This is a genomic window from Metasolibacillus meyeri, from assembly GCF_003049505.1.
Lineage (GTDB): Bacteria > Bacillota > Bacilli > Bacillales_A > Planococcaceae > Metasolibacillus > Metasolibacillus meyeri.
The window spans coordinates 21,298-43,572 of sequence record NZ_PYWN01000025.1; the positions used below are offsets into that span (position 1 = coordinate 21,298).

Annotated in this window: 26 protein-coding genes; 25 read left to right on the forward strand and 1 reads right to left on the reverse strand. The window is 39.0% G+C overall.

The genetic code is table 11. The annotated features are described in order from the left end of the window. Nucleotides 1-40: 40 nt before the first annotated feature. The 3 genes from C9J34_RS03855 (at nt 41) to lepB (ending at nt 2,710) form a co-directional block, all read left to right on the forward strand. The gene (locus C9J34_RS03855; RefSeq protein ID WP_238600560.1) at nt 41-790 is read left to right on the forward strand and encodes a metallophosphoesterase; all 750 of its coding nucleotides are present in this window, start codon (nt 41-43) and stop codon (nt 788-790) included. A gap of 94 nt (nt 791-884) precedes the next feature. Continuing rightward, entirely contained in the window at nt 885-1,865 is a 981-nt protein-coding gene (locus C9J34_RS03860; protein ID WP_107838542.1) for a YpdA family putative bacillithiol disulfide reductase, read from the forward strand. Nucleotides 1,866-2,068: 203 nt separating this feature from the next. Further along, the gene (gene lepB, locus C9J34_RS03870; protein ID WP_107838544.1) at nt 2,069-2,710 is read left to right on the forward strand and encodes a signal peptidase I; all 642 of its coding nucleotides are present in this window, start codon (nt 2,069-2,071) and stop codon (nt 2,708-2,710) included. Between the two features lie 230 nt (nt 2,711-2,940). On the opposite strand, the gene C9J34_RS03875 is transcribed toward lepB, so the two are convergent. Beyond that, nucleotides 2,941-3,912: an asparaginase gene (locus C9J34_RS03875; RefSeq protein WP_107838545.1), complete on the reverse strand. Its 972-nt coding sequence runs from the start codon at nt 3,910-3,912 to the stop codon at nt 2,941-2,943. A gap of 108 nt (nt 3,913-4,020) precedes the next feature. Between C9J34_RS03875 and prsW the strand changes: the two genes are divergently transcribed. From prsW to C9J34_RS03985, 22 genes are all read left to right on the forward strand, one after another. Beyond that, nucleotides 4,021-4,695: a glutamic-type intramembrane protease PrsW gene (prsW, locus tag C9J34_RS03880; RefSeq protein WP_107838546.1), complete on the forward strand. Its 675-nt coding sequence runs from the start codon at nt 4,021-4,023 to the stop codon at nt 4,693-4,695. Nucleotides 4,696-4,869: 174 nt separating this feature from the next. Beyond that, nucleotides 4,870-5,667 (forward strand): spore cortex-lytic enzyme, encoded by a 798-nt coding sequence (gene sleB, locus C9J34_RS03885; protein ID WP_107838547.1) that lies wholly within the window; start codon nt 4,870-4,872, stop codon nt 5,665-5,667. A gap of 9 nt (nt 5,668-5,676) precedes the next feature. Beyond that, nucleotides 5,677-6,954, forward strand: a complete 1,278-nt coding sequence (locus C9J34_RS03890) for a PepSY1/2 domain-containing protein (RefSeq protein WP_107838548.1) — start codon at nt 5,677-5,679, stop codon at nt 6,952-6,954. Between the two features lie 332 nt (nt 6,955-7,286). Next, a complete protein-coding gene (locus C9J34_RS03895; protein ID WP_107838549.1) occupies nt 7,287-7,937 on the forward strand; it encodes a flagellar brake protein in 651 nt (216 codons plus the stop codon). A gap of 200 nt (nt 7,938-8,137) precedes the next feature. Then, nucleotides 8,138-8,809 (forward strand): (d)CMP kinase, encoded by a 672-nt coding sequence (cmk, locus tag C9J34_RS03900; protein WP_107838550.1) that lies wholly within the window; start codon nt 8,138-8,140, stop codon nt 8,807-8,809. Between the two features lie 100 nt (nt 8,810-8,909). Next, entirely contained in the window at nt 8,910-10,055 is a 1,146-nt protein-coding gene (gene rpsA, locus C9J34_RS03905) for a 30S ribosomal protein S1 (protein ID WP_107838551.1), read from the forward strand. Between the two features lie 134 nt (nt 10,056-10,189). After that, complete coding sequence (der, locus tag C9J34_RS03910; RefSeq protein ID WP_107838552.1) at nt 10,190-11,500, forward strand: ribosome biogenesis GTPase Der; 1,311 nt, start codon at nt 10,190-10,192, stop codon at nt 11,498-11,500. Between the two features lie 16 nt (nt 11,501-11,516). Next, nucleotides 11,517-12,527: an NAD(P)H-dependent glycerol-3-phosphate dehydrogenase gene (locus C9J34_RS03915; protein WP_107838553.1), complete on the forward strand. Its 1,011-nt coding sequence runs from the start codon at nt 11,517-11,519 to the stop codon at nt 12,525-12,527. A 173-nt stretch (nt 12,528-12,700) separates the two neighbouring features. Beyond that, the gene (locus tag C9J34_RS03920; protein ID WP_238600561.1) at nt 12,701-12,961 is read left to right on the forward strand and encodes a DUF2768 domain-containing protein; all 261 of its coding nucleotides are present in this window, start codon (nt 12,701-12,703) and stop codon (nt 12,959-12,961) included. A 26-nt stretch (nt 12,962-12,987) separates the two neighbouring features. Further along, nucleotides 12,988-13,704 carry a hypothetical protein gene (locus C9J34_RS03925; protein WP_107838554.1) on the forward strand — a complete coding sequence of 239 codons (717 nt, stop codon included), beginning with the start codon at nt 12,988-12,990 and terminating at the stop codon, nt 13,702-13,704. A gap of 301 nt (nt 13,705-14,005) precedes the next feature. After that, on the forward strand, nt 14,006-15,484 hold the full coding sequence (gene spoIVA, locus C9J34_RS03930) for a stage IV sporulation protein A (RefSeq protein WP_107838555.1): 1,479 nt from the start codon (nt 14,006-14,008) through the stop codon (nt 15,482-15,484). Nucleotides 15,485-15,674: 190 nt separating this feature from the next. Beyond that, on the forward strand, nt 15,675-15,947 hold the full coding sequence (locus C9J34_RS03935; RefSeq protein ID WP_042477970.1) for an HU family DNA-binding protein: 273 nt from the start codon (nt 15,675-15,677) through the stop codon (nt 15,945-15,947). A 369-nt stretch (nt 15,948-16,316) separates the two neighbouring features. Further along, complete coding sequence (gene folE, locus C9J34_RS03940; protein ID WP_107838556.1) at nt 16,317-16,886, forward strand: GTP cyclohydrolase I FolE; 570 nt, start codon at nt 16,317-16,319, stop codon at nt 16,884-16,886. A gap of 55 nt (nt 16,887-16,941) precedes the next feature. Next, on the forward strand, nt 16,942-17,163 hold the full coding sequence (mtrB, locus tag C9J34_RS03945; protein WP_107838557.1) for a trp RNA-binding attenuation protein MtrB: 222 nt from the start codon (nt 16,942-16,944) through the stop codon (nt 17,161-17,163). A gap of 60 nt (nt 17,164-17,223) precedes the next feature. After that, entirely contained in the window at nt 17,224-17,967 is a 744-nt protein-coding gene (locus C9J34_RS03950) for a heptaprenyl diphosphate synthase component 1 (RefSeq protein WP_107838558.1), read from the forward strand. A 16-nt stretch (nt 17,968-17,983) separates the two neighbouring features. Continuing rightward, nucleotides 17,984-18,688 (forward strand): demethylmenaquinone methyltransferase, encoded by a 705-nt coding sequence (locus tag C9J34_RS03955; RefSeq protein WP_107838570.1) that lies wholly within the window; start codon nt 17,984-17,986, stop codon nt 18,686-18,688. A gap of 19 nt (nt 18,689-18,707) precedes the next feature. Next, on the forward strand, nt 18,708-19,682 hold the full coding sequence (hepT, locus tag C9J34_RS03960) for a heptaprenyl diphosphate synthase component II (RefSeq protein WP_107838559.1): 975 nt from the start codon (nt 18,708-18,710) through the stop codon (nt 19,680-19,682). A gap of 86 nt (nt 19,683-19,768) precedes the next feature. After that, the gene (gene ndk, locus C9J34_RS03965; RefSeq protein WP_107838560.1) at nt 19,769-20,185 is read left to right on the forward strand and encodes a nucleoside-diphosphate kinase; all 417 of its coding nucleotides are present in this window, start codon (nt 19,769-19,771) and stop codon (nt 20,183-20,185) included. A 283-nt stretch (nt 20,186-20,468) separates the two neighbouring features. Further along, nucleotides 20,469-20,687, forward strand: coding sequence for a hypothetical protein (locus tag C9J34_RS03970; protein ID WP_107838561.1), 219 nt, complete (start codon nt 20,469-20,471; stop codon nt 20,685-20,687). 2 nt (nt 20,688-20,689) lie between these two features. Then, complete coding sequence (locus C9J34_RS03975) at nt 20,690-20,935, forward strand: hypothetical protein (protein WP_238600562.1); 246 nt, start codon at nt 20,690-20,692, stop codon at nt 20,933-20,935. An 11-nt stretch (nt 20,936-20,946) separates the two neighbouring features. Continuing rightward, nucleotides 20,947-21,204: a hypothetical protein gene (locus tag C9J34_RS03980; protein ID WP_107838563.1), complete on the forward strand. Its 258-nt coding sequence runs from the start codon at nt 20,947-20,949 to the stop codon at nt 21,202-21,204. A 78-nt stretch (nt 21,205-21,282) separates the two neighbouring features. Beyond that, nucleotides 21,283-22,053, forward strand: a complete 771-nt coding sequence (locus C9J34_RS03985) for a CheR family methyltransferase (RefSeq protein ID WP_107838564.1) — start codon at nt 21,283-21,285, stop codon at nt 22,051-22,053. Nucleotides 22,054-22,275: the final 222 nt, after the last annotated feature.

Here is a 22,275-nt window from a genome sequence, read left to right on the forward strand (position 1 = left end):
TGTTTCCTTAAGAAATGCCATCGAATAGGGGTTTTGAAGTGTGAAGTTGATATTGATAGGATTAGGGATTATTTGCATGTGTATTTTGCATATGTGGCGTCAGGCATTTGAAAATAATGTGCGCTACCATACTTTACAATTGCAAGGCCAAACCCCACAAAGCGTGCGTATTTTTTTTATTTCAGACGTTCATTTACGACGTATTGATGAACGAATGTTACAAACAATAGGAAAAGTGGATGCAGTCATTATCGGCGGAGATTTATGTGATCGGCGCACGCCATTTGAGCGAGTGTGCAGCAACATTCAGCAGCTTCAGCAGCTTGGTCAAATTTATTTTGTATGGGGAAATAATGATCATGAAGTAGGAGAACAGCGTTTGCGTCATCTATTGACAGAAATGAATGTTACAATACTTGAAAATGACGCACAATTACTCGCTGGAAAAAATCGTATATGGCTGAGCGCCATTCATGATACATCCACGAAAAAATATAGTTTTGAGCAGGCGTTTGCGAAATGCCAAAAGGATGATATTACACTTTTTATTTCACATAATCCGCAAATCTTTTATCGCGTAAAAAATTACTTTACCCCACAGTTAATGATGGGGGGGCATTTGCATGGCGGGCAAATTCGCCTTTGGAAACTTGGTTTACACCCAAAAGGCTCTTATTCTGTACGTAGCGGTATTCCAACCTTGATTAGCAATGGTTATGGTACAACATTGCTACCGCTGCGTTTAGGTGCAAAACCCGAATGTCACGTAATCGATGTGACAATTGAGTAAAGTGAATATGGCAGTTTTTATATGTTCTCATAATAATAAAGAAAAACTTGTTAATAAGGGATAAAATGAACTAGTTGAAAGAGGAGATTGTAGTATGCAAAAAGTCGATGCTTTAATTGTAGGTGGCGGCCCTTGTGGCTTAGCTGCGGCAATGGAGTTACAGGCAATTGGTTTACAGCCAGTCGTTATTGAAAAGGGTAATATTGTTAATTCTTTATATAATTACCCCACGCATCAAACATTTTTCAGTACGAGTGAAAAGTTAGCAATTGGCGATGTGCCGTTTATTGTAGAGGAGCGAAAACCTCGACGCAATCAAGCGCTTGTCTATTATCGTGAAGTAGTGCGAGCGAAAAAGATCAATATTCAGCGTTTTGAAAAGGTTGAAAAGATCCAGAAGAACGGTAGCATCTTTATTGTTACAACGAGCAAGGCAGTATATGAAACACCCCATGTAATCATCGCGACAGGCTATTATGATAATCCGAATTATCTGGGCATTCAAGGTGAGGATTTACCAAAGGTTTATCATTATTTTAAAGAAGCACATCCGTTTTTCGATACAAAGGTATTGGTTATTGGTGGAAAAAACTCAGCAGTGGATGCAGCATTAGAGCTACAAAAAGCAGGAGCTCATGTTACGGTTGTTTATCGTGGTAGCGAATACTCACCAAGCATTAAGCCTTGGGTGCTACCAGAATTTGACGCTTTAGTTCGATCAGGTGAAATTACCATGTATTTTGAAAGCGAAGTGGAGTCTATTCATGAGGGTGAAGTTGTCATTCGTCAAAAAGGCGAGCAGCAGCATATAGTGAATGATTTCGTCTTTGCGATGACAGGCTATCATCCTGACCATGATTTTATTCGTGCAATGGGTGTGGCTATCGATGAAGCAACAGGTCGCCCGCATTTTAATGAGGAGACGATGGAAACGAACGTCCCCAATTTATTTATTGCAGGCGTTATTGCGGCAGGCAATAATGCCAATGAGATTTTTATTGAAAATGGACGTTTTCATGGCGGTATGATTGCGAAGGCAATACAGGGGAAAATTAAAGTACCACGACGCCCTTAAATTTAATATGCTCCCAATTGGATTGGATGAATTTTTCATCTATCTTATTGGGAGCTTGTTTTTATTAAAATTGGCTTTCCGCCTACATTTAAAAGCTTTTAATGTGAATATTTTCTTCTTATGTTACGATAAGAAAGAGATTTGTATTTCATTACAAGCGCCTTGTGATAAGTTAAACCAATTCACAGAAAAGAGGGCTATAGATGAAAAAGAATTATGTAGTAATTAGTTTACTTGTAGCTATAATTGTGATTGTTGTATTCATTACTTTTCAAAAGGAAAAGGTGCTTGCCGATACAACAACGCCAGAAAAATTGCCAACTGTCGAGCAAACAGTGGATACTTATTTAGTAGAGTGGCTCTTCGATACAATGGACCGGGGCAACCATGATTTTGAAAGCCATGAGCATGGCAAGCTTGTTATATCTGAGAATATTCCTACACTGCAACGAGGTATGGTTGTCTATTATGAAATAGCGTCACAATTTACACAAGAAAATGCTAATTTAGCAAACCCAACTCTTGGACGTGTTGTCGGCTTACCTGGAGAAACACTAGAAATAAAAAAAGGCAAAGTATATATTGACGGGCAACGACTGGATGCATTTTATGGAGAAGCGACACAATTTGGTATGAATAAAGAGCAATATTTTCAAGAAGTAGCGCCAGAAAAACGCATGAATCATGCAGAAAAATATTTTAATGAATCAATGCCAGCCATAACAGTAGAGGACAATACGGTATTTGTATTGGTAGATTGCTGGTGGCGTGGACATGATAGCCGTTATTTTGGCTTGATTCCAATGGAGGCTATGCAAGGGATTGTGCTAGGGTATGAAGAATAGAGAGGGGAGCTATTGATTTAAGCAACCCGCGGGTATATTTGAAAAGTCGCCGATATAAGTTGAAGTTGCTGATAGAGCTGCGAAACTTACTGATAGAAGTGCCAAAGTTACTGATAGAAGTGCCAAAGTTACTGATAGAATGTTAAAACTTGCTGATAGAACCGCAAAACTTACCGATAGAATAACAAAATAGCTACCTACAATGATTTTGCAGGTAGCTATTTTATTTTTTAGAAAAACTCCTTCAACTCAACAGAGCCATGCACTTGGTTTAAGCCAATTAATAGTTTGAGGCGTGCTTTTTGTCCGTTAATGCCTGTGGCGAAAATGACACCTACATCCTCTAGTTGTTTGCCGCCACCTTCATAGCCGTAAACACCTTCTGCGATGCCATTAAAACAACGTGATACAAGAATTACAGGCATACCGTCTGCGACAAGTTTTTTCAAACGCTCTGCCACAGCAGGTGTGACATTGCCTTGCCCAAAGCCTTCTAATACAAGTCCATCATATTGGAGCGTTGCCACCGCATCAATTAAATCTGCTTCCATACCAGCATAAGCTTTCAATAAAGCGACGCGCTTTTCGATTTTTTCCACTTCGACAAATTGGCGTTTGACAGGCATATGATGGATATGCACCGTCTTTTTTGTAATTAAGCCGATTGGTCCGTATTGTGGGCTTTGGAATGTGTTGACACTTGAAGTCGATGTTTTCGTAATATTAAATGCGTGATGAATTTCATCATTCATCACAACAAGTACCCCTTTTTCACGCGCTTCCTGTGAGCAAGCAACACGTACCGCCTCTACTAAATTATAAACCCCATCTGCACCAAGTTCATTGGATGAACGCATTGCCCCTGTTAAAACAATTGGGAAATTATAGCGTGTTGTCAAATCTAAAAAGTACGCTGTTTCCTCTAACGTATCTGTACCATGTGTAATGACAACACCATCAATTGCATATTTATCGACATGCTCGGCAATGCAATTGCGCAAGCACAGCATTTCATTTGGTGTAATATGTGGTGAGGGTAAGTTAAAAGCCTCCACCTCGATAATATTTGCATATGTCGATAGCATATGCTTCTCTGCTGTCAGCGGATTTTGCTCATTTTGTACAACTGCGCCTGTTTCAGCGCTCATTTGCATAGAAATCGTGCCGCCTGTATGAATTAATAAAATTGTTTTTTTTGACATAAAAATCCCCTTTTGAAATCAGAATGGATGCATTTAATGTTATAATAACAAATATCTAATATAAATTGTTAAGAACGTTTTCATATAGAGAGAAAAGGAGCTTATACTATGTTCATATTATTATCAGCAGCGATAGCTCCAGCGTTAGCTCTTTTAGGCTATTTTTATATGCGTAATCAAATGGCAACAGAGCCACGTCGAACATTGATTCAGGCATTTGTATATGGGGCGATTATTACATTCCCTATTTTATTTATTCAATATGTCGTGCAGGAAGAAGGCACGATAACGAGCCCATTTATGACAAATGTTGTGTTTACCAGCACAATTGAAGAGTTTTTTAAATGGTTGATTATTTTTGTGCTTATTTTTCGTCATGTTGAATTTGATGATCCGTATGATGGCATCTTATATGGTGCAGCTGTTTCCTTAGGCTTTGCGACTGTTGAAAATGTTTTATATTTGTTGTCATTTGGTTTAGATACCGCCTTTGTTAGAGCGTTACTTCCTGTTTCAAGTCATGCATTATTTGGTGTGGTGATGGGCTATTATTTTGGAAAAAGTAAGTTTTCAAATAATAATAAGTGGAAGGAATATTTATGTTTATCAATTTTCACTCCGATTGCGCTGCATTTTATTTATAATTTAATTTGGACACTGGGTGGCAATTTTATTTATTTAATGGTACCGTTTATGCTGTTTTTATGGTGGTTTGGCTTGCGCAAAGTGAAGCTTGCTCACCAGCATTTAATTGAGCATCTAATTGAAAATAATAGATATTGACGAGCTGTGACCTTTTGTTTGATTGAAGAAACTACAATGAATAAGGAAAACTCGATTGTGGAGTTGTTGAGAAGTGATTTTACGCTTTCTTGACAGCTCCTTTTCTGTTGAAATGAAAAAAACATGTATAAATCAATGCACACTCCGCATGCTATGAAAAAAGGAGAGGTGTGCATGAGAAAAAAATTATTCATTGTCTTGCTACTTAGTCTATTTCTTATACAGCCACAGCAATCCGATGCCTTTTCTGCGCAAGTGATTCAGCGAGGGGCATTTGGAGATGATGTCATTGAGCTACAGGCTCGTTTGCAATATTTAGGCTATTATCATGGCAAGATTGATGGCAAATTTGGTTATGGTACGTATTGGGCATTGCGTGAATTCCAGCAAAGCTACGGCTTAGAGGTTGATGGTATCGCTGGAAATACAACAAAGAAAAAGTTAGTTGCACAGTCAAACTATAACGAAAGCTTTGTAAAGGATAACATTTCCAAAGGGAGCCAGTTTACACATTATGGTGGGATGCCACTTGAACATCAAGTAAAAGGTGGAGGAAGTAGTACGAGCGGCAGTAAAAATAATTCAAGTAGTGGCTCTATGCAGCTTCCAGCGAACTATACCGAGCGCGATTTGCAGTTAATAGCAAATGCCGTTTATGGCGAGGCGCGTGGTGAGCCGTATGAGGGGCAAGTAGCTGTAGCGGCAGTTATTTTAAACCGACTTGAATCTCCTGACTTTCCAAACTCTATCTCCGATATTATTTTCCAGCCACTTGCTTTTACTGCTGTGGCGGATGGACAAATTTGGTTAACGCCAAATGAGCGAGCGAAGCAAGCTGTTCTTGATGCGATGAATGGTTGGGACCCAACGGAAAACGCACTCTATTATTTCAACCCAAAAACAGCAACGAGCAAATGGATTTGGACACGTCCACAAATTAAGCAAATAGGTCAGCATATCTTTTGCTATTAGAGGTGAAATATGAAAAACGCAGTTTATTTATTAGGTATTGTTGTATTGATTTTAGCTGTTTATGCGTATGATGTGACGACAAAACAGCGTTCATTGGAAAGGGCTGTACATGCCCATTATACAAACGAGTTGACAAATGCCTCAGAGAAGCTTTCTTTATTACACTCATCTATTGCGAAATCGATGCTTTTCCAAGATGAAAAAGCATTGCATAAAGAGTTAGATACAATTTGGCGTGTTAGCAGTGATATGCGCAATGCAGTTTCACGCCTGCCTTTACATCAAGATGTAGCAAATGATTGGATGCGTTATTTAGGGCGTATTGGCGATGAAGCAAAGCGTACGGCAGCTTCCAAAGATGCGACAGAATGGCGAGAAAAGATGACGGCTGTTAATGGTAATTTGCATGCATTAACAGAAGAGTGGACTGTTGCTACATCTAATTATTTCCAGCAGGATGGTGATTATCGAAAATGGTCAAAAATAACGGCTGATGAAGTGGGAGATTCATCATTTTCCAAGGTGTCAGCTGATTTAAAAAGCTTTAATGAAACGGATTTTCCTTTAACTGCTAGTGAAAGTGACTATCAGAAAAAGCGTGAACTCCAGAATTTAATGGATGAGCCGTTAACGAAGGCACAAGCACTGGAAAGATTAAAAGCGGTATTCCCATTAATTAGTGATGCAACAATGACTGTGACAAAAAGTAGAGAGGATGCTCCGTATCCGTTTTATCATATTCAATTTGTTAGAGGTTCGCGTATAGGCTATGCGGATATTACGGAAAAAGGTGGACATATTTTGTCTTTCTTATTGGAGCGACCAATGAAAAATACAGCACTATCACATGAGGAAGTTTTACAAGCAGCGGAAAAAATAATGGCAGATGCGGGTTATGAAGATACGGTTATGACCGAAATGCGAGAAAATCATATTGCTTGGCATTTTGTTTTCACACGTAAAGTAGATGACGCACTCGTCTATCCTGACAGCATCCAAGTAAAAGTCGCAAAGGATAGTGGGGAAGTGCTCGGCATTAATGCGATGGAATATATTCAAAAAGAAACAATTAAAGAGCAGGAGCTAAAACCGATTGATTGGTCAACGTTTTTCGGTGAAGGTGTAGTGATAGAGGATGAGAAGCAAATTTATACTGAAAATGATGCATATGACCTACGTTTATGTTATGAAATTATTGCAAGGCTACCGGACAAGCAGTACGATACATTTCGTGTAGTTATAGATGCTACGACGCATGAAGTCGTTCAAATTGATACATTAGCTTAACCAATATTTTCGTCTAATTTATCATGCTTCGACAATTATTAGTACGTGAAAGTGAAATGACAGCAGCGATGTGATATGTACCAAAAATTCCTCGATAGATAGCGAGATGAATGCTTATATAACACCCAGTGAAAAGAGGAACTCAGTCTAAGAGCGCCGCGAGTGTCATTAGATGAAATTCTTCTTGCCTAGCGTATCCTGCTGAATCAAAGTATAAAGCATTCATCTCACCAGCCATAATCCTGCTGAATCGTGATAAATAATAGTATAGATAAATTAGAACCTCCGTGCGATAATAGACATAGAAAATCTCAACGCACGAGGAGAAAAACATGGAATTGAAAATTGGAACGATGTTAATGTTAGAGCCAATGTATACAGAAAGCATGGAAAAGTTTAGATGTAAAGTAGTGGAAAAAGAAAACGATATTATTTACGTGGACTATCCGATTAATGATTTCACAAAAAAGACAGCGTTCTTACTTGATGGAACGCAGCTTCACGCAGTATTTTATACAGAAGGTAATAGCTATAGCTTTACGACGAAAGTGATGGGACGAAAAAATGATCGCATACCGATGGTGATGTTATCATCGCCTCCAGCAAATGAATTTACAAAAATTCAGCGCAGAGAATTTGTACGTATTGAAACGGCTATTGATGTAGCGATCGAATATCAGGGTAGTTGCTATCAATTTATTGCGCAAGATATAAGTGCAGGAGGATTGTCGGTCCGCTTAACTGAGCTGGTAAAGTTTAAAGAAGGTGACACAGTTCAATTAACGATTGTCCTACCTTTTGTCAATGGCGAGATAAAATATGTTCAAACAGATGCACGCATTGTTCGGATATTTAAAGAAAATGAACGAACAATCGCGTCTATTCAACTTACGGATACAGATGACGTTGATAAGCAACAGATTGTACGTTTGTGTTTCGAACGTCAATTGTTGCAACGTAAAAAAGAATTGAATGAATTATAAAGTGAAACTTCAATCAGTGGGGGTTTTCCTCATCCCCCACTACATAAAACATTACTGTCCGTTAATGCGGGATAAAGTGAAGGCTGTAAGAAAAGCAGGGGAATACTTGCCTTTCTTTGCAGCCTATTTTCAAGTGATTTAGCTAACGATTCAGCTTTGTTTCATATATAATGTAATGGTAAGGAAAGTAGGGATAGATAATGGCAAAGCAAATTCAAATTGCAATTGATGGTCCTGCTGGTGCAGGGAAAAGTACAATTGCAAAAATTGTCGCAGAAAAATTAAATTTTACATACATCGATACAGGAGCGATGTATCGTGCTGTTACGCATAAAGCGATGCAACAAAACATACAATTAGATGATAGCGATGCACTTGAGAATATGTTAAGTGCAACAAAAATTGAATTACAACCGTCTACTAATGGACAGCTTGTTTATGTAGATGGTGTGAATGTGTCAGATGTTATTCGCTCAAATGAAGTAACCGCGAATGTTTCGCAAGTAGCTGCACATGCTAATATACGTGAGGTGTTAGTTGCGATGCAGCAGCAATTAGCAGCGGGTGGCGCTGTTGTAATGGATGGACGAGATATTGCCACACATGTTTTAACAGATGCGGAATTAAAAGTGTTTATGTCCGCTTCTGTAGAGGAGCGCGCTCGTCGTCGCCATCTCGATAATGAACGTCGTGGCATTGAATCATCGATTGAGCGTTTACAAGAGGAAATTGCGCTTCGGGACAAACTGGATAGTGAAAGAGAGGCTTCACCATTAATTCAAGCTGTAGATGCGGTGTACCTAGATACGACAAATTTAACGATTGATGAAGCGGCTGATGCGATTTTGAAGCTAGCACACGATGTGATGTAAGTCGTTTGAAAAAGATTTTTTGATGACAAAAGGGGAAATTTTTGTTTTTATTCACTATTTCGAATAAAATAAAAGTGGAACATGCGAAGGAGGGTTACATATGTCTGAAGAAATGAACTTAGAGTTAGAAAAGGAATTTCATGAAGGAGATATTGTGAGAGGTACTGCGGAGCAGGTGGACGATAAATCTGTTACTGTTTCTATTGAAGGAGCTCCATTTGAAGGAATTATTCCGATTAGTGAGCTTTCAAGTCTACACATTGAAAAAGCATCTGATGCTGTTTCAGTAGGCGATGTACTGGAGTTGGTAATCACTAAAGTGGAAGACGAAGCGTATGTGTTATCTAAGCGTAAAGTGGACGCATTGAAAGCATGGGATGATTTAATCGTAAAATTTGAATCAGGCGAAGCGTTCGAAGCGGAAGTGAAAGATGTTGTAAAAGGTGGTTTAGTCGTTGATTTAGGTGTTCGCGGCTTTGTGCCTGCATCATTAGTAGAAGACCATTTCGTAGAGGATTTTGAAGATTATCGTGGCAAAACGATGCTCTTTAAAATTACGGAACTAGATAAGGAAAAAGGCCGTTTAATTTTATCTCACAGAGCGGTTGTTGAACAGGAAAAAGCCGAGCAGAAAAAGCAAGTAATTGGAAATATACAACAAGGCGATGTGTTAGAAGGAAAAGTTCAGCGCTTAGCCACATTTGGTGCATTCATTGATCTTGGCGGTGTAGACGGACTTGTACACATCTCGCAAGTATCACATGATCATGTAGAGGATGTATCAACTGTTTTAACAGAAGGGCAAGCTGTCAAAGTAAAAGTTCTTTCTGTTGATGCGGACAATGAACGCATTTCATTATCCATTAAAGATACATTACCTGGACCGTGGGAAAGTATTGAGGAGCGTGTAGCGAAAGGCTCTGTTTTAACAGGTGCTGTTCGCCGTCTGGTGTCATTCGGTGCTTTCATCGAAGTATTCCCAGGTGTAGAAGGACTTGTGCATATTTCGCAAATTTCGCATAAGCATATTAATACACCACATGAAGCATTAAAAGAAGGGCAAGAGGTGCAAGTAAAGGTGCTGGATGTCAACGCTACAGAAAAGCGTTTATCATTAAGCATTAAAGACCTTCTTGAAAACCCTGATAAAGAGGAAGAGTTCGATTACGAATTGCCAGAAGAAAACACAGGTTTCTCGTTTAGCGATGTAATCGGGGACAAATTAAAAGGCTTTACAAAGGAATAAATTACATGCATGTAACGGATAATTCCCACATTTTATTGGGATTATCCGTTTTTCACTTTTACATTACATGCTATAATGAAAAAATTCGTGTATAATTACGTAGAGATTCGAAAGTTGGAAGGATGAAGTACAAGATGACAAAACCAGTAATCGCCATTGTAGGACGTCCGAACGTAGGGAAATCAACAATTTTTAACCGTATTGTTGGAGAGCGTGTTTCCATTGTGGAAGATATTCCAGGTGTCACGCGTGACCGTATTTATAGTTCGGCTGAATGGTTAACACATGATTTTAATATTATTGATACAGGTGGAATTGACATTGGGGATGAGCCTTTTTTAGAGCAAATCCGTCAACAAGCAGAAATCGCCATTGATGAGGCAGATGTTATTATTTTTATGACGAATGGTCGCGAAGGCGTAACAGCGGCTGATGAGCAAGTGGCAAAAATTTTATACAAAACGAAAAAACCGATTGTATTAGCTGTCAATAAAATCGACAATCCAGATATGCGTGAAATGATTTATGACTTTTATGCATTAGGTTTTGGTGAGCCTTGGCCAATTTCAGGCTCACATGGTTTAGGCTTAGGCGATTTACTTGATGAATGTGCGAAGCATTTCCCACAAGAGGATGAGGTACAGTATGGCGACGATGTTATTAAGTTTTCGTTAATCGGTCGACCAAATGTCGGGAAATCATCTTTAGTGAACGCCTTTTTAGGAAATGATCGTGTCATTGTAAGTGATATCGCAGGTACAACACGCGACGCGATTGATACGCCATATGCATATGATGGTCAAGAATATGTCATTATTGATACGGCAGGGATGCGTAAAAAAGGTAAGGTGTACGAGTCGACAGAAAAATACTCCGTACTTCGTGCACTTCGAGCAATTGAACGCTCTGACGTTGTTTTAGTCGTCCTCAATGCAGATGAAGGTATTCAGGAGCAAGATAAGAAAATTGCTGGTTATGCGCATGAGGCTGGAAAAGCAGTTATTATCGTTGTGAATAAATGGGATGCTATTGAAAAAGATGACAAAACGATGAATTTCTACACACAGCAAATTCGTGAGCATTTCTTATTTTTAGATTATGCACCCCTTATTTTTGTTTCCGCGAAAACGAAGCAGCGTGTGCACCAAATTTTACCTGTTGTACAACGCGTAAGTGAAAATCATGCGATGCGCATTCAATCGTCGATTTTAAATGAAGTGATTGAGGATTCGGTAGCTCGTAATCCAGCACCTGCTGACAAAGGACGTCGTTTACGTATTTACTATGCAACACAAGTAGCTATTCAACCACCGACATTTGTTGTATTTGTCAATGAGCCCGAATTAATGCACTTTTCATATGAGCGATTCCTTGAAAACCGCATTCGCGAAACATTTGATTTTGAAGGGACGCCGATTCGCTTAATTACTCGCGCACGCGATTAGTAATGGGGGGAAAAAGATGGAGAGAATAACGGTTTTAGGCGCTGGTTCTTGGGGAACTGCATTAGCGATTGTGCTTGCGGAAAATGGGCATGATACGCTTCTTTGGACGCACCGACAAGATCAAGCAGATGAAATTAACCAAAAGCATACGAATAAAAAATACTTACCACATACGACGCTTCCAACAAATCTAGTTGCAACTGCTAATCTTGCGGAAGCGGCACAACATGCACCAACAATCGTTGTAGCTGTGCCAACAAAGGCAATTCGAGAAGTATGTGGCAATCTATCGAAATTACTGCAAGAAAAAACGTTGTTTGTCCATGTATCGAAAGGTATTGAACCAGATACGTTACTGCGCATCTCTGAGCTAATGCAAGAAAGCCTCGGCACAGATTTAATCAAGGATATCGTTGTGTTATCAGGGCCAAGTCATGCGGAGGAAGTTGTGTTACAACATCCAACGACCGTAACGGCAGCATGTGAAAATCCTGCTTCAGCAGAAAAAGTACAAGATTTGTTTATGAACGGTTATTTACGTGTTTATACAAGTGAGGATGTCACTGGCGTTGAAATTGGTGGCGCATTGAAAAACGTCATCGCATTAGCAGCGGGAATTACAGATGGCTTAGCTTATGGGGATAATGCCAAAGCAGCCTTGATTACACGTGGCTTAGCAGAAATTACTCGTCTAGGTGTAAAGATGGGGGGCAATCCATTTACATTCGCTGGTTTAACAGGTATGGGTGATTTAATCGTCACATGTACGAGTGTGCATTCACGCAATTGGCGTGCAGGTAATATGCTTGGCAAAGGGATGCCGCTTGAAGAAGTGTTAGAGCAAATGGGCATGGTTGTTGAAGGCATACGTACAACAAAGGCTGCACATCAACTTGCTTTGAAATACGATGTGGCAATGCCAATTACTGCGGCGCTTTATGATGTGCTATTTAGCGATAAAACATCTAAAGAGGCAGTGGATGAGTTAATGATTCGCATGAAAAAACCAGAAATCGATGAGTTTTAGTAAAGTGTCATAAATTATCCACAAATTGCGCAAGCTTCTAAATAAGAAGGGTTGTTCAGAAAAGTTTGGTTACCAACTTTGAGGACAACCCTATTATTTTGTCTAGGTTGGTTATATAATTTACAATGGTATACATGAGACTACATAGTTATATAGAAAGGCGGTTTTAATTCGTGAATAATCCAATGTTGGACACATCTTACCTACTACTGAATACAGCGCGTGGTCCATTAGCGCATATACCTGCGCTTGATGTGATGTGGATATCCTTTTATTCGATTGGCTTGTTGCTCCTATCAGTTGTTATTATTTCAGCAACGCGCAAATGGGTGAACAATATCTTTTTATCTTTTATATTGAAGCTAATCGCCTATATAATGTTAGCAATTGGTGCGTTTTTAATGGTGTTAATCGTTGCGACATGGCCAAATTAAAATATAATTGAGGGAGAAATTTTAGCATGAAAACAAGATGGACGCTGCTTGTGACAGTATTTTTATCTACGCTCATTTTGACAGCTTGTATGTATCCAGAGGAGCGCAAGATTGAAAATCAAGTACCTGATGTAGATCAATTGGCAGCCGTACAACGTGCCATAACAGAGTTTCAGGCAGATACAGGCGTTTTACCGATAAAAACACGTGATATGGATACGGATATTTTTATTAAATATTTAATTGATTTTGAAAAGCTTGTGCCCAAGTATTTAGCATCACCGCCGGTAAACTCATTTGAAAAAGGTGGAATTTTTCAATATATTATTTGGACACCAGAAGAAAATCCAACAGTAAAACTTGTTGATTTACGTGTACCAGAAAGAATTAGAGAAGTGAAAATACGCTTTATTGGTACGAAATACCCACAATATAAAGAGAGTTTGACACCGTATATTTATACGATTAACTTCGAAAAAATTGGTTATAAGGAAAATATTACTGTGTCAAGTCCGTATTCAAATAATCAATTACCAATTATTGTTTCTACACAAGGGGAACTGTATGTCGATTATTCAATCGATTTGTACCAATTTATAAAAGAACAAGGGTTGAAGCCAGAGCCAGGTGAAGATATTCGTATGCTACTAGCAGAGCATTATCCTGTTGTTCCCGCATACTCATTACCATATACAGTTGATGAAAATAATGAGCCTATTTTTATGTATGAGCCAAAGAAGTAAAGTTTATCTCATAGCAACAATTTTTTTGTACCAAAAGCAAAGAAGTTGCATTGGGGATTTAAAAGCTTGTAAAAATTCTACTTTCGGTCAACCTGATGTGAAATTTTTAGCTTCCATTCCTCAATCGCTAGCCAATGAAGAAAGTCTTGGCTAGTTGATGGTTCACTTTAGTTTTCAAAGAAAGTATAATTTTTCACAATAAAGGCTGTTTGAAAAGTGCTACAGTACACTTTTTGAACAGCCTTTTCGCATATTTGTTATCAGCTAGGCATAAGTTTAAACAAGTAAAGGAGGAGCGTCTATTAGCGAACAAATTTTTCAGCAACTTGCGGAACGAACAAATGGTGATGTCTATATTGGGGTAGTTGGTCCCGTCCGTGTAGGAAAATCAACATTCGTCAAAAAAGTAATGGAATCTCTCGTTTTACCGAATATTATGAATGAAGATGATCGTAAGCGCGCCTTGGACGAGCTACCACAAAGCTCACCAGGACCTGTGATTATGACAGCAGAGCCTAAGTTTGTGCCTGCCAATGCAGCACCTATTTCTATAGGTGACGATGGTTTAAGCTTCCGTATACGCCTTGCCGATTGCGTCGGTTATATTATTGATGGGGCAAAGGGTTATGAGGATGAAAATGGACCGAAATATGTGCATACACCTTGGCATACAGAAGCTATTCCATTTCAAGATGCTGCAAAAATTGGCACAGATAAAGTAATACGTGACCATGCGAATATTGGGGTAGTTGTGACAACGGACGGCACTGTTAACGGAATTGAACGCCAAGCAGCAGCAGTAGCAGAAGTGGCGATTATTGAGCAGTTAAAGGAAATTGGTAAGCCATTTGTTATTGTCATTAACAGTACGATGCCAGCGCGAGAGGAAACGCGCAATTTACGCAATGAATTGTTTGAGACATATGAAGTACCTGTTATTGCAACGTCCATCGATCAGCTCACAACATCTGATATTGCGTATATTTTGCAGGAGGCTTTATACGAGTTTCCAATTGAATATATCGAAGTTGAAAAGCCTGATTGGGTAGATGTGCTTGATAGTACGCATCATATCAATGAATCATTGACAGTAGCTGCAAATGAGATGGTTGGACATGTAGAAAAAATTCGCGATGTCGAAAAGGCAACAAACTTTTTGAAGGCCTTGGATTTCGTAGAAAATTGTGAAGTTGGACGTGTGGATGCAGGTCTTGGCGTTGTCACAGTGCGTTTAACGATACAAAATGATATTTATAAAGCGATTTGCAACGAATGGCTAGAGCAGCCAATAGATAGCAAAAAAGATTGGTTATTATTTATTAAAGAGGCATCTGAGGCAAAAAGGGCGCAGGCGCGCTTCCGTGATGCCATTGAGCAAGCACGCGTGGAGGGCTATGGCCTAACATTGCCAACAATGGATGAATTTGAACCGAACGAGCCAGAATTAATTAAGCAAAATAATTTTTATGGTGTTCGTATGAAAGCGACAGCGCCATCATATCATATTATTCGTGTTGATATGGAATCGGAATTTGCACCATTAATCGGCTCAGAATTCCATAGTCAGCAATTGTTAAAGGATTTACAATATGCATTCGAAAACGATCGCGAATCTTTATGGCAAACGCAATTATTTGGTACGCCGCTTCATGAAGTATTGAAGGAGAGCATTCGTTATAAAATGAATACTGTACCAAAAACTGCTAAAAAAAGAATGCGTCAAACAATTGAGCGCATGGTCAATGAGGGAGATAGAGGGTTAATTACATTTATTATTTAGTAGTAAAAAATTCCTTTTGGATGACAGGACAACGCTATTTTTAGGCGTTTTGTCCTGTTATTTGCGTTTTATTAAAAAAAAACGCTATTATTCGGACAAACATAGCTAAATTAAGTTGCGTAGCGGTTTTCTATGTGTTACTCTTTTTACATGATTTAGGTTCATGACCCTTTGAGAGGAGGTGAATGGTGTGAATAAAACAGAATTAGTAAACTCTGTTGCTGAAGCTGCAGGTCTTTCTAAAAAAGACGCTTCTAAAGCGGTTGAAGCTGTATTTGATACAATTCAAGGTGCTCTTGCAAAGGGTGACAAAGTACAATTAATCGGTTTTGGTAACTTTGAGGTTCGTGAGCGTGCGGCTCGTAAAGGTCGTAACCCACAAACTGGTAAAGAAATCGAAATCGCTGCAAGCAAAGTTCCTGCGTTTAAACCAGGTAAAGCACTTAAAGACGCAGTTAAATAATTTCAGCGTCTTGCAGTTACATAGAGCAGTCTTCAGTTTAAGCTGAAAACTGCTCTTTTTTTATTTTGTATTAAATTTTTCAAGTTTACATTAGTATTCATATATTTCGATAAGTGCCCTTTGAACTTATTGTAAGGATATGCTACGATTCATTTAGCTCGATTTACTAGGTGTTTGTACACCAAGTAAATTAAAATAAAGCCTTTGGCGAATGTCACGGATTTTGAAGAGGGACCTACAAATCACAGGTCAATTGATCGTTATCACACGTTGTGACGATTTTAGGTCTCAGCTCGAAAAAATCTGGACGAGAGTTAGCCGAGGGTAACTGATTAGAAACGTCAATGGACTTGATGATGGAGGCTATATATGTCGAAGGTTGATTTAAACAAAATTGAAGAAGCAGTAAAAATGATTTTAGAAGCAGTAGGAGAAGATGTCGAACGTGAAGGGCTTCTTGACACACCTAAGCGCGTAGCCAAAATGTATGCAGAAATGTTTAGCGGCTTAGAGCAAGACCCGCGCGACTATTTTAGTACGGTATTTCATGAGGAGCATGAGGAACTAGTGCTCGTAAAAGATATTCCATTTTATTCGATGTGTGAGCACCATCTTGTACCGTTCTATGGCAAGGCACATATCGCTTACATACCGAAGGATGGCAAAGTAGCAGGACTGAGCAAATTAGGGCGCTGTGTTGAAACGGTTGCTCGCAGACCACAACTACAAGAGCGCATTACTTCGACAGTGGCAGATACGATGATGGAAATGTTACAACCTAAGGGTGTCTATGTTGTCATTGAGGCAGAGCATATGTGTATGACGATGCGCGGCTTAAAAAAGCCAGGTTCAAAAACGGTAACATCTGTGGCGCGCGGAATTTATGAGGAAGACGAAGTAAAGCGTAGAGAGGTTATTTCGTTTATTCAAATGTCTTAATTTTTGTCATTTTATGATATGATAGATAAAGAAAATCTCGGGTGGGGGAAAATAAATGACACAACCAGAATATATTGTAATCGAGGCGCAAGAAGACGGTGTGCATGTAATTGGCTTAACGCGTGGCTCTGATACAAAATTTCATCATTCAGAAAAATTGGATGCAGGGGAAGTAATGATTGCTCAATTTACAGAGCACACATCTGCAATGAAAATTCGTGGAAAAGCCAAAATCCACTCTGCACATGGAACGATTGAGAGTGGCTCAAAAAAATAGTAGGCACCGCCTAATCAGAAGTGGGGCTTAGTTACTTTAACGAAATGGAGTAAGAGATCTATGCATGCAACAAATATTCAACAAGCAATCCAACAATTAAAAGAGTCTATTTTCGTGCGTGTTCGTCATAGAGCTTTACTGCAATATACGGGAGCCCCAAGCGTTGATGAAAATCAACTGTTTTTCTTGCTTTTACCATTTTTAAACGGAGAAACGTGGCATGAAAGTATACAGGAAAGTGCAACAACTGTAGGAATCGTTCAGGCCTCTTTGTTTGAGCATGATAAAATTAAAGAAAAAGATGCGACATCAAAGACACAGCAATTAACGGTATTAGCGGGTGATTATTATAGCGGACGCTATTATGAACTATTAGCGCATGCGGGAAATATCGTACTTATTCAAAAATTAGCGCAAGGGATTGTTGAGCGTTGTGAACAGGAGATTGCCGCATACGAGCATACATATCGAACGATTGAGCAGTGGGTGAATAATTTATGTGTGATTGAAACAGCAATTATCCATAAATTTTATGAAACGTATAGCTTTAGCAAGTACAGTGCGGTCATGAAGCATGCTTTAACAATTCAGCGTTTGCAAAATGAACTTGATGCTTGTCACGATGCACCAACAGCGGTAGGACGAGCGATGGAAGCATGCTTCGGTCGACAACAACTAAAACAATTGTTGTCAACGGCAATCGAAGTGCAGCGCAATTTACTAACAACGGAGCTTACTACTATACGATTAGCAGATGAGTTACAGCAATTCATTTGGTGGATGATCAAAGTTGAAACGAGATAGAAAGGTTTTGAAAAAAATGGCGAAATCGAAAGAGGAACGTGTACACGAAGTTTTTGAAAGCATTTCTGAAGGCTATGATAAAATGAATTCCGTGATTAGTTTTCAACTGCATGTGAAATGGCGTAAAGACACGATGAAGCGAATGAACGTGAAGCCTGGGGCAAAATGTTTAGATGTTTGCTGTGGGACGGCAGATTGGACGATTGCACTTGCAGAGGCTGTCGGAGAAACCGGTGTCGTAAAAGGCTTAGACTTTAGTGAAAATATGCTAAAAGTCGGTATGGAGAAGGTCAAGCCTTATCCACAGGTTGAGCTTTTACAGGGCAATGCGATGGAGCTTCCATTTGAAGATAATACGTTCGACTATGTAACGATTGGCTTTGGGTTGCGCAATGTGCCTGATTATATGCAAGTATTACGAGAAATAAATCGCGTATTAAAGCCGGGTGGTATGGCCGTTTGTTTAGAAACTTCACAATCTGAAATTCCAGGTTATCGTCAACTTTTTCGTTTCTATTTCAAATATATTATGCCGATGTTCGGGAAACTCTTCGCAAAGAGCTATAAAGAATATTCATGGCTACAGGAATCTGCAAATGATTTTCCAGGGATGAGACAGCTAGCTTTCATGTTTAAGAGCGCAGGGTTTGACCAGATTGCGTACAAAAGCTATAGTGGTGGCGCAGCAGCGATGCATAAAGGCGTGAAAAAAGAAATTTAGTGGGAGAAGGTTTGTTCAAGTGGAAAAGATGAAGTTAAAATTACTCTATGCTGACTTAAAATCAGATATAGAAATCATCGAAACAGAATTAGAAAAAGCGTTGAACTCGTCTTCACACTTGTTAAACGAGGCTTCACTACATTTGCTACAGGCGGGAGGCAAGCGCATCCGTCCAGTATTTGTATTGCTTAGTGCAAAATTTGGCGATTATCAAATTGAGCGGATGAAGCATATCGCTGTGCCTTTGGAGTTAATACATATGGCTTCACTTGTTCACGATGATGTCATCGATGATTCGAATATGAGAAGAGGAAGACGTACTGTAAAAGCGCAGTGGAACAATCGTGTAGCGATGTTTACAGGCGACTTTATTTTTGCGCGCGCTTTAGAGTATGTAACAATCATTGACAATCCACGTGCACATCAAATATTGGCACGGACGATGGTGGAAATTTGTAATGGTGAAATCATTCAAATCGAAGACAAATTTCGCATGGATCAACATATAAAAGATTATTTTAGACGCATTAAACGAAAAACAGCGTTGTTGATTGAATCAAGCTGTGAACTCGGGGCGGTTGTAGGAGGTGTCGATGAGCAAAATATTCGACGTCTGAAACGTTACGGCTATTTTGTTGGCATGAGCTTCCAAATCATCGACGATATATTGGACTTCACCGCAACGGATAAAGAGCTTGGTAAGCCCGCTGGCAGCGATTTATTGCAAGGGAATATTACATTACCGATGTTGCTATTAAAAGACGATACAACAATGCAGCCGTACCTTGAAAAGGTAATGGCAGGCACATTAACGGAAGAAGAGCGCCTGAAAATGCTACAATATGTTCGCCGCTCTGATGCAATCAAACAAGCAACAGCGGTCAGCGATAAATATTTGCAAAAGGCTTTGAAGGAAGTAGCGGCACTGCCGAACCATCCAATGAAAAAAAAGCTGCGTGATGTCGCTTTGTTTATTGGCAAGCGTAAATTCTAGAAATAGTTGCGTTTACAAGCTGATTTTGGTACTATTTTTACGGTAGGTGCAAACCTGTTTTACTCAAATTTAAGGAGTGTTTTATAATGGCAATCGAAAAAACTTTTTTAATGGTTAAACCTGATGGCGTTGAGCGTCAAGTAATCGGCGATATTATGGACCGTTTTGAGCGTCGCGGCTTTGAATTAAAAGGCGCTAAATTAATGAACGTATCTCGTGAATTAGCTGAGAAACACTATGCAGAGCATTCAGAGCGCCCATTCTTTGGCGAATTAGTAGACTTCATCACTTCTGGTCCAGTATTCGCAATGGTATGGGAAGGCGAGTCTGTAATTTCTTTAGCTCGTATTATGATTGGTGCTACAAAACCATCTGAATCTCAACCAGGTACAATCCGTGGTGACTATGCAGTAACAGTATCACACAACGTAATCCACGGTTCAGATTCACTTGCTTCAGCAGAACGTGAAATCGAACTTTGGTTTGACGGCGAGTTAGTATAATCTTAATAAAAAACTGACATAAAAGGCAGGGAAATCCCTACTTTCTATGTCAGTTTTTTTCGTTATGTACAAGTGATTCCGACCCCCCAGCTCCTTGTGTTGTGATATCTCCCTAAGACTGAAGATTCGCTTTATAAGATGGAGCTAAATCAAAGTCAGATTCATTTAATTGCCCACAAATCTAACAAATTTCTGTAAAAATGAAACGTTATTGCGAAAATAACGTATAATCAAATAAGAATACGTTCTTAAGGATAGAATTTGGTAAAAGGAGAGGACGAGTATGTGGCTTGGAATTGTCATTATCGTTATTGCAGGAATACTGACAGATACATTTTTAAAAAATAAAAAAATGGATTTAAAAAGAATCGATAAGGAAATTGAACTTGAAAAGCTGCGCCTTGAAACGTTCGAAAAAGAAACGGAAAAGCTCAAGCTAGAATTGCAGCATGAAAAACAGGCGCTGTTAGAAATGCAATATGAAAAAAATAAGGAGGTATAATTTTGGTTGAAGAACTGAGATTGCTTATTGGTTTTTTTGCGGTTGGTGGCGGTCTTGCCATCCCAATAACCGCTATTTTAACAACGCATAAACGGGCCGCTATGAAACTGAAAATCCAAATGATTGAAAAAGAGACAGAGCTTGAACGGTTAAAGATGGAAAGCTATGAGGTTGAAACGGAAAAGCTACGTTTAGAGCTTCAGCAGGAAAAGCAAGTGTTATTAGAAATGGAAAATAAGGAAAGGTAAGTGAATGCTTTATGATAGCAATAATTATTACGTTAGGAACGATCGGGATACTTTCGTCAATCCCATTGGTAGCGATTTTTACAGCACATAAACGTTCTTCGATGAAATTACAACTTCAAATGATGGAACAAGAAACAGAGCTAGAAAGAATCAAAATGGAAAGCTATGCGATTGAAACAGAAAAACTACGTCTAGAGCTGGCACAAGAAAAGCAAGCTTTACTTGAAATGGAACAAAATCATCGCCTGTCACATAATGATTCTAAATAGTTTCACAATTACTATTTCAGTTGCATAAAAATTCAGCTATAATATAGTGCACAAAGGTTTTTGGAGGGCGATGTAGCGATGACGGATTATGAGCAATTTATAGAAGGGATTAAACGAAAAACAGGTATTGATTTAGCGCTTTATAAAGAAGCGCAAATGAAGCGTCGTTTAACATCTTTATATGAGAAAAAAGGGTATCGCAATTTTGTCGATTTTTTTAGTGCGCTAGAAAAAGATCGTGATTTAATGAATGAATTTCTAGACCGTATGACAATTAATGTTTCTGAATTTTACCGCAATGGTAAACGTTGGGAAGTATTGCAAAATAAAATTTTCCCAATGTTATTACAAAGTAGTAAGCGACCAAAAATTTGGAGTGCGGCGTGTTCAACGGGTGAAGAGCCTTATAGCTTAGCGATGGTGTTATCACACCATATCCCATTATCCCAAATCGGTATTTTAGCAACAGATTTAGATGAAAACGTCATTCAAAAGGCGAAGCTAGGCTTATACCCAGAGCGTTCACTAGCGGAAGTTCCGAAAGATGTACAAGCAAAGTACTTTGAAAAAGAGGGATTATTCTATAAAGTAAAGGATGAGATTAAACGCACTGTAACGTTTAAGAAGCATAATTTACTTAAAGATGCCTACGAATCGAATTTTGATTTAATCGTTTGTCGCAATGTAATGATTTATTTTACTGAGGAAGCAAAAGATGAGATTTATGCAAACTTTAGTAAAGCATTGCGCCCTGGTGGAATTTTATTTGTTGGCTCAACAGAGCAAATTTTTAATCCAGCACGTTATGATTTTGAGGTAGAAGATACATTTTTCTACCGTAAAAAATAAAAATCAAGCGAAGGTACATATTTCGACTGTAGCTTGACAATGTACTAGCGTAAACAATTGAGTGAAAGACAACGCTTTTCGTGCATTAAGCGAAAAGCGTATTTTTGTATCATGAATCAATTACGCCTCGGCGTAATTGCGTCGGGATTTTGAATTGTGCACGCACAATTCAAAATCCCTGACATCCGCCGGAGGCTTGGGCCAACATGATGTTGGTCACTC

What these genes read in the sequence shown, in the direction of transcription:
- C9J34_RS03970 (WP_107838561.1), top strand. Translation starts at nt 20,469, where the DNA reads ATGTGGCTTGGAATTGTCATTATCGTTATTGCAGGAATACTGACAGAT.
- C9J34_RS03915 (WP_107838553.1), top strand. Translation starts at nt 11,517, where the DNA reads ATGGAGAGAATAACGGTTTTAGGCGCTGGTTCTTGGGGAACTGCATTA.
- C9J34_RS03980 (WP_107838563.1), top strand. Translation starts at nt 20,947, where the DNA reads ATGATAGCAATAATTATTACGTTAGGAACGATCGGGATACTTTCGTCA.
- C9J34_RS03860 (WP_107838542.1), top strand. Translation starts at nt 885, where the DNA reads ATGCAAAAAGTCGATGCTTTAATTGTAGGTGGCGGCCCTTGTGGCTTA.
- C9J34_RS03895 (WP_107838549.1), top strand. Translation starts at nt 7,287, where the DNA reads ATGGAATTGAAAATTGGAACGATGTTAATGTTAGAGCCAATGTATACA.
- C9J34_RS03890 (WP_107838548.1), top strand. Translation starts at nt 5,677, where the DNA reads ATGAAAAACGCAGTTTATTTATTAGGTATTGTTGTATTGATTTTAGCT.
- sleB (WP_107838547.1), top strand. Translation starts at nt 4,870, where the DNA reads ATGAGAAAAAAATTATTCATTGTCTTGCTACTTAGTCTATTTCTTATA.
- prsW (WP_107838546.1), top strand. Translation starts at nt 4,021, where the DNA reads ATGTTCATATTATTATCAGCAGCGATAGCTCCAGCGTTAGCTCTTTTA.
- C9J34_RS03985 (WP_107838564.1), top strand. Translation starts at nt 21,283, where the DNA reads ATGACGGATTATGAGCAATTTATAGAAGGGATTAAACGAAAAACAGGT.
- C9J34_RS03875 (WP_107838545.1), bottom strand. Translation starts at nt 3,912, where the DNA reads ATGTCAAAAAAAACAATTTTATTAATTCATACAGGCGGCACGATTTCT.
- folE (WP_107838556.1), top strand. Translation starts at nt 16,317, where the DNA reads ATGTCGAAGGTTGATTTAAACAAAATTGAAGAAGCAGTAAAAATGATT.
- ndk (WP_107838560.1), top strand. Translation starts at nt 19,769, where the DNA reads ATGGCAATCGAAAAAACTTTTTTAATGGTTAAACCTGATGGCGTTGAG.
- rpsA (WP_107838551.1), top strand. Translation starts at nt 8,910, where the DNA reads ATGTCTGAAGAAATGAACTTAGAGTTAGAAAAGGAATTTCATGAAGGA.
- der (WP_107838552.1), top strand. Translation starts at nt 10,190, where the DNA reads ATGACAAAACCAGTAATCGCCATTGTAGGACGTCCGAACGTAGGGAAA.
- C9J34_RS03950 (WP_107838558.1), top strand. Translation starts at nt 17,224, where the DNA reads ATGCATGCAACAAATATTCAACAAGCAATCCAACAATTAAAAGAGTCT.
- C9J34_RS03925 (WP_107838554.1), top strand. Translation starts at nt 12,988, where the DNA reads ATGAAAACAAGATGGACGCTGCTTGTGACAGTATTTTTATCTACGCTC.
- lepB (WP_107838544.1), top strand. Translation starts at nt 2,069, where the DNA reads ATGAAAAAGAATTATGTAGTAATTAGTTTACTTGTAGCTATAATTGTG.
- cmk (WP_107838550.1), top strand. Translation starts at nt 8,138, where the DNA reads ATGGCAAAGCAAATTCAAATTGCAATTGATGGTCCTGCTGGTGCAGGG.
- C9J34_RS03955 (WP_107838570.1), top strand. Translation starts at nt 17,984, where the DNA reads ATGGCGAAATCGAAAGAGGAACGTGTACACGAAGTTTTTGAAAGCATT.
- mtrB (WP_107838557.1), top strand. Translation starts at nt 16,942, where the DNA reads ATGACACAACCAGAATATATTGTAATCGAGGCGCAAGAAGACGGTGTG.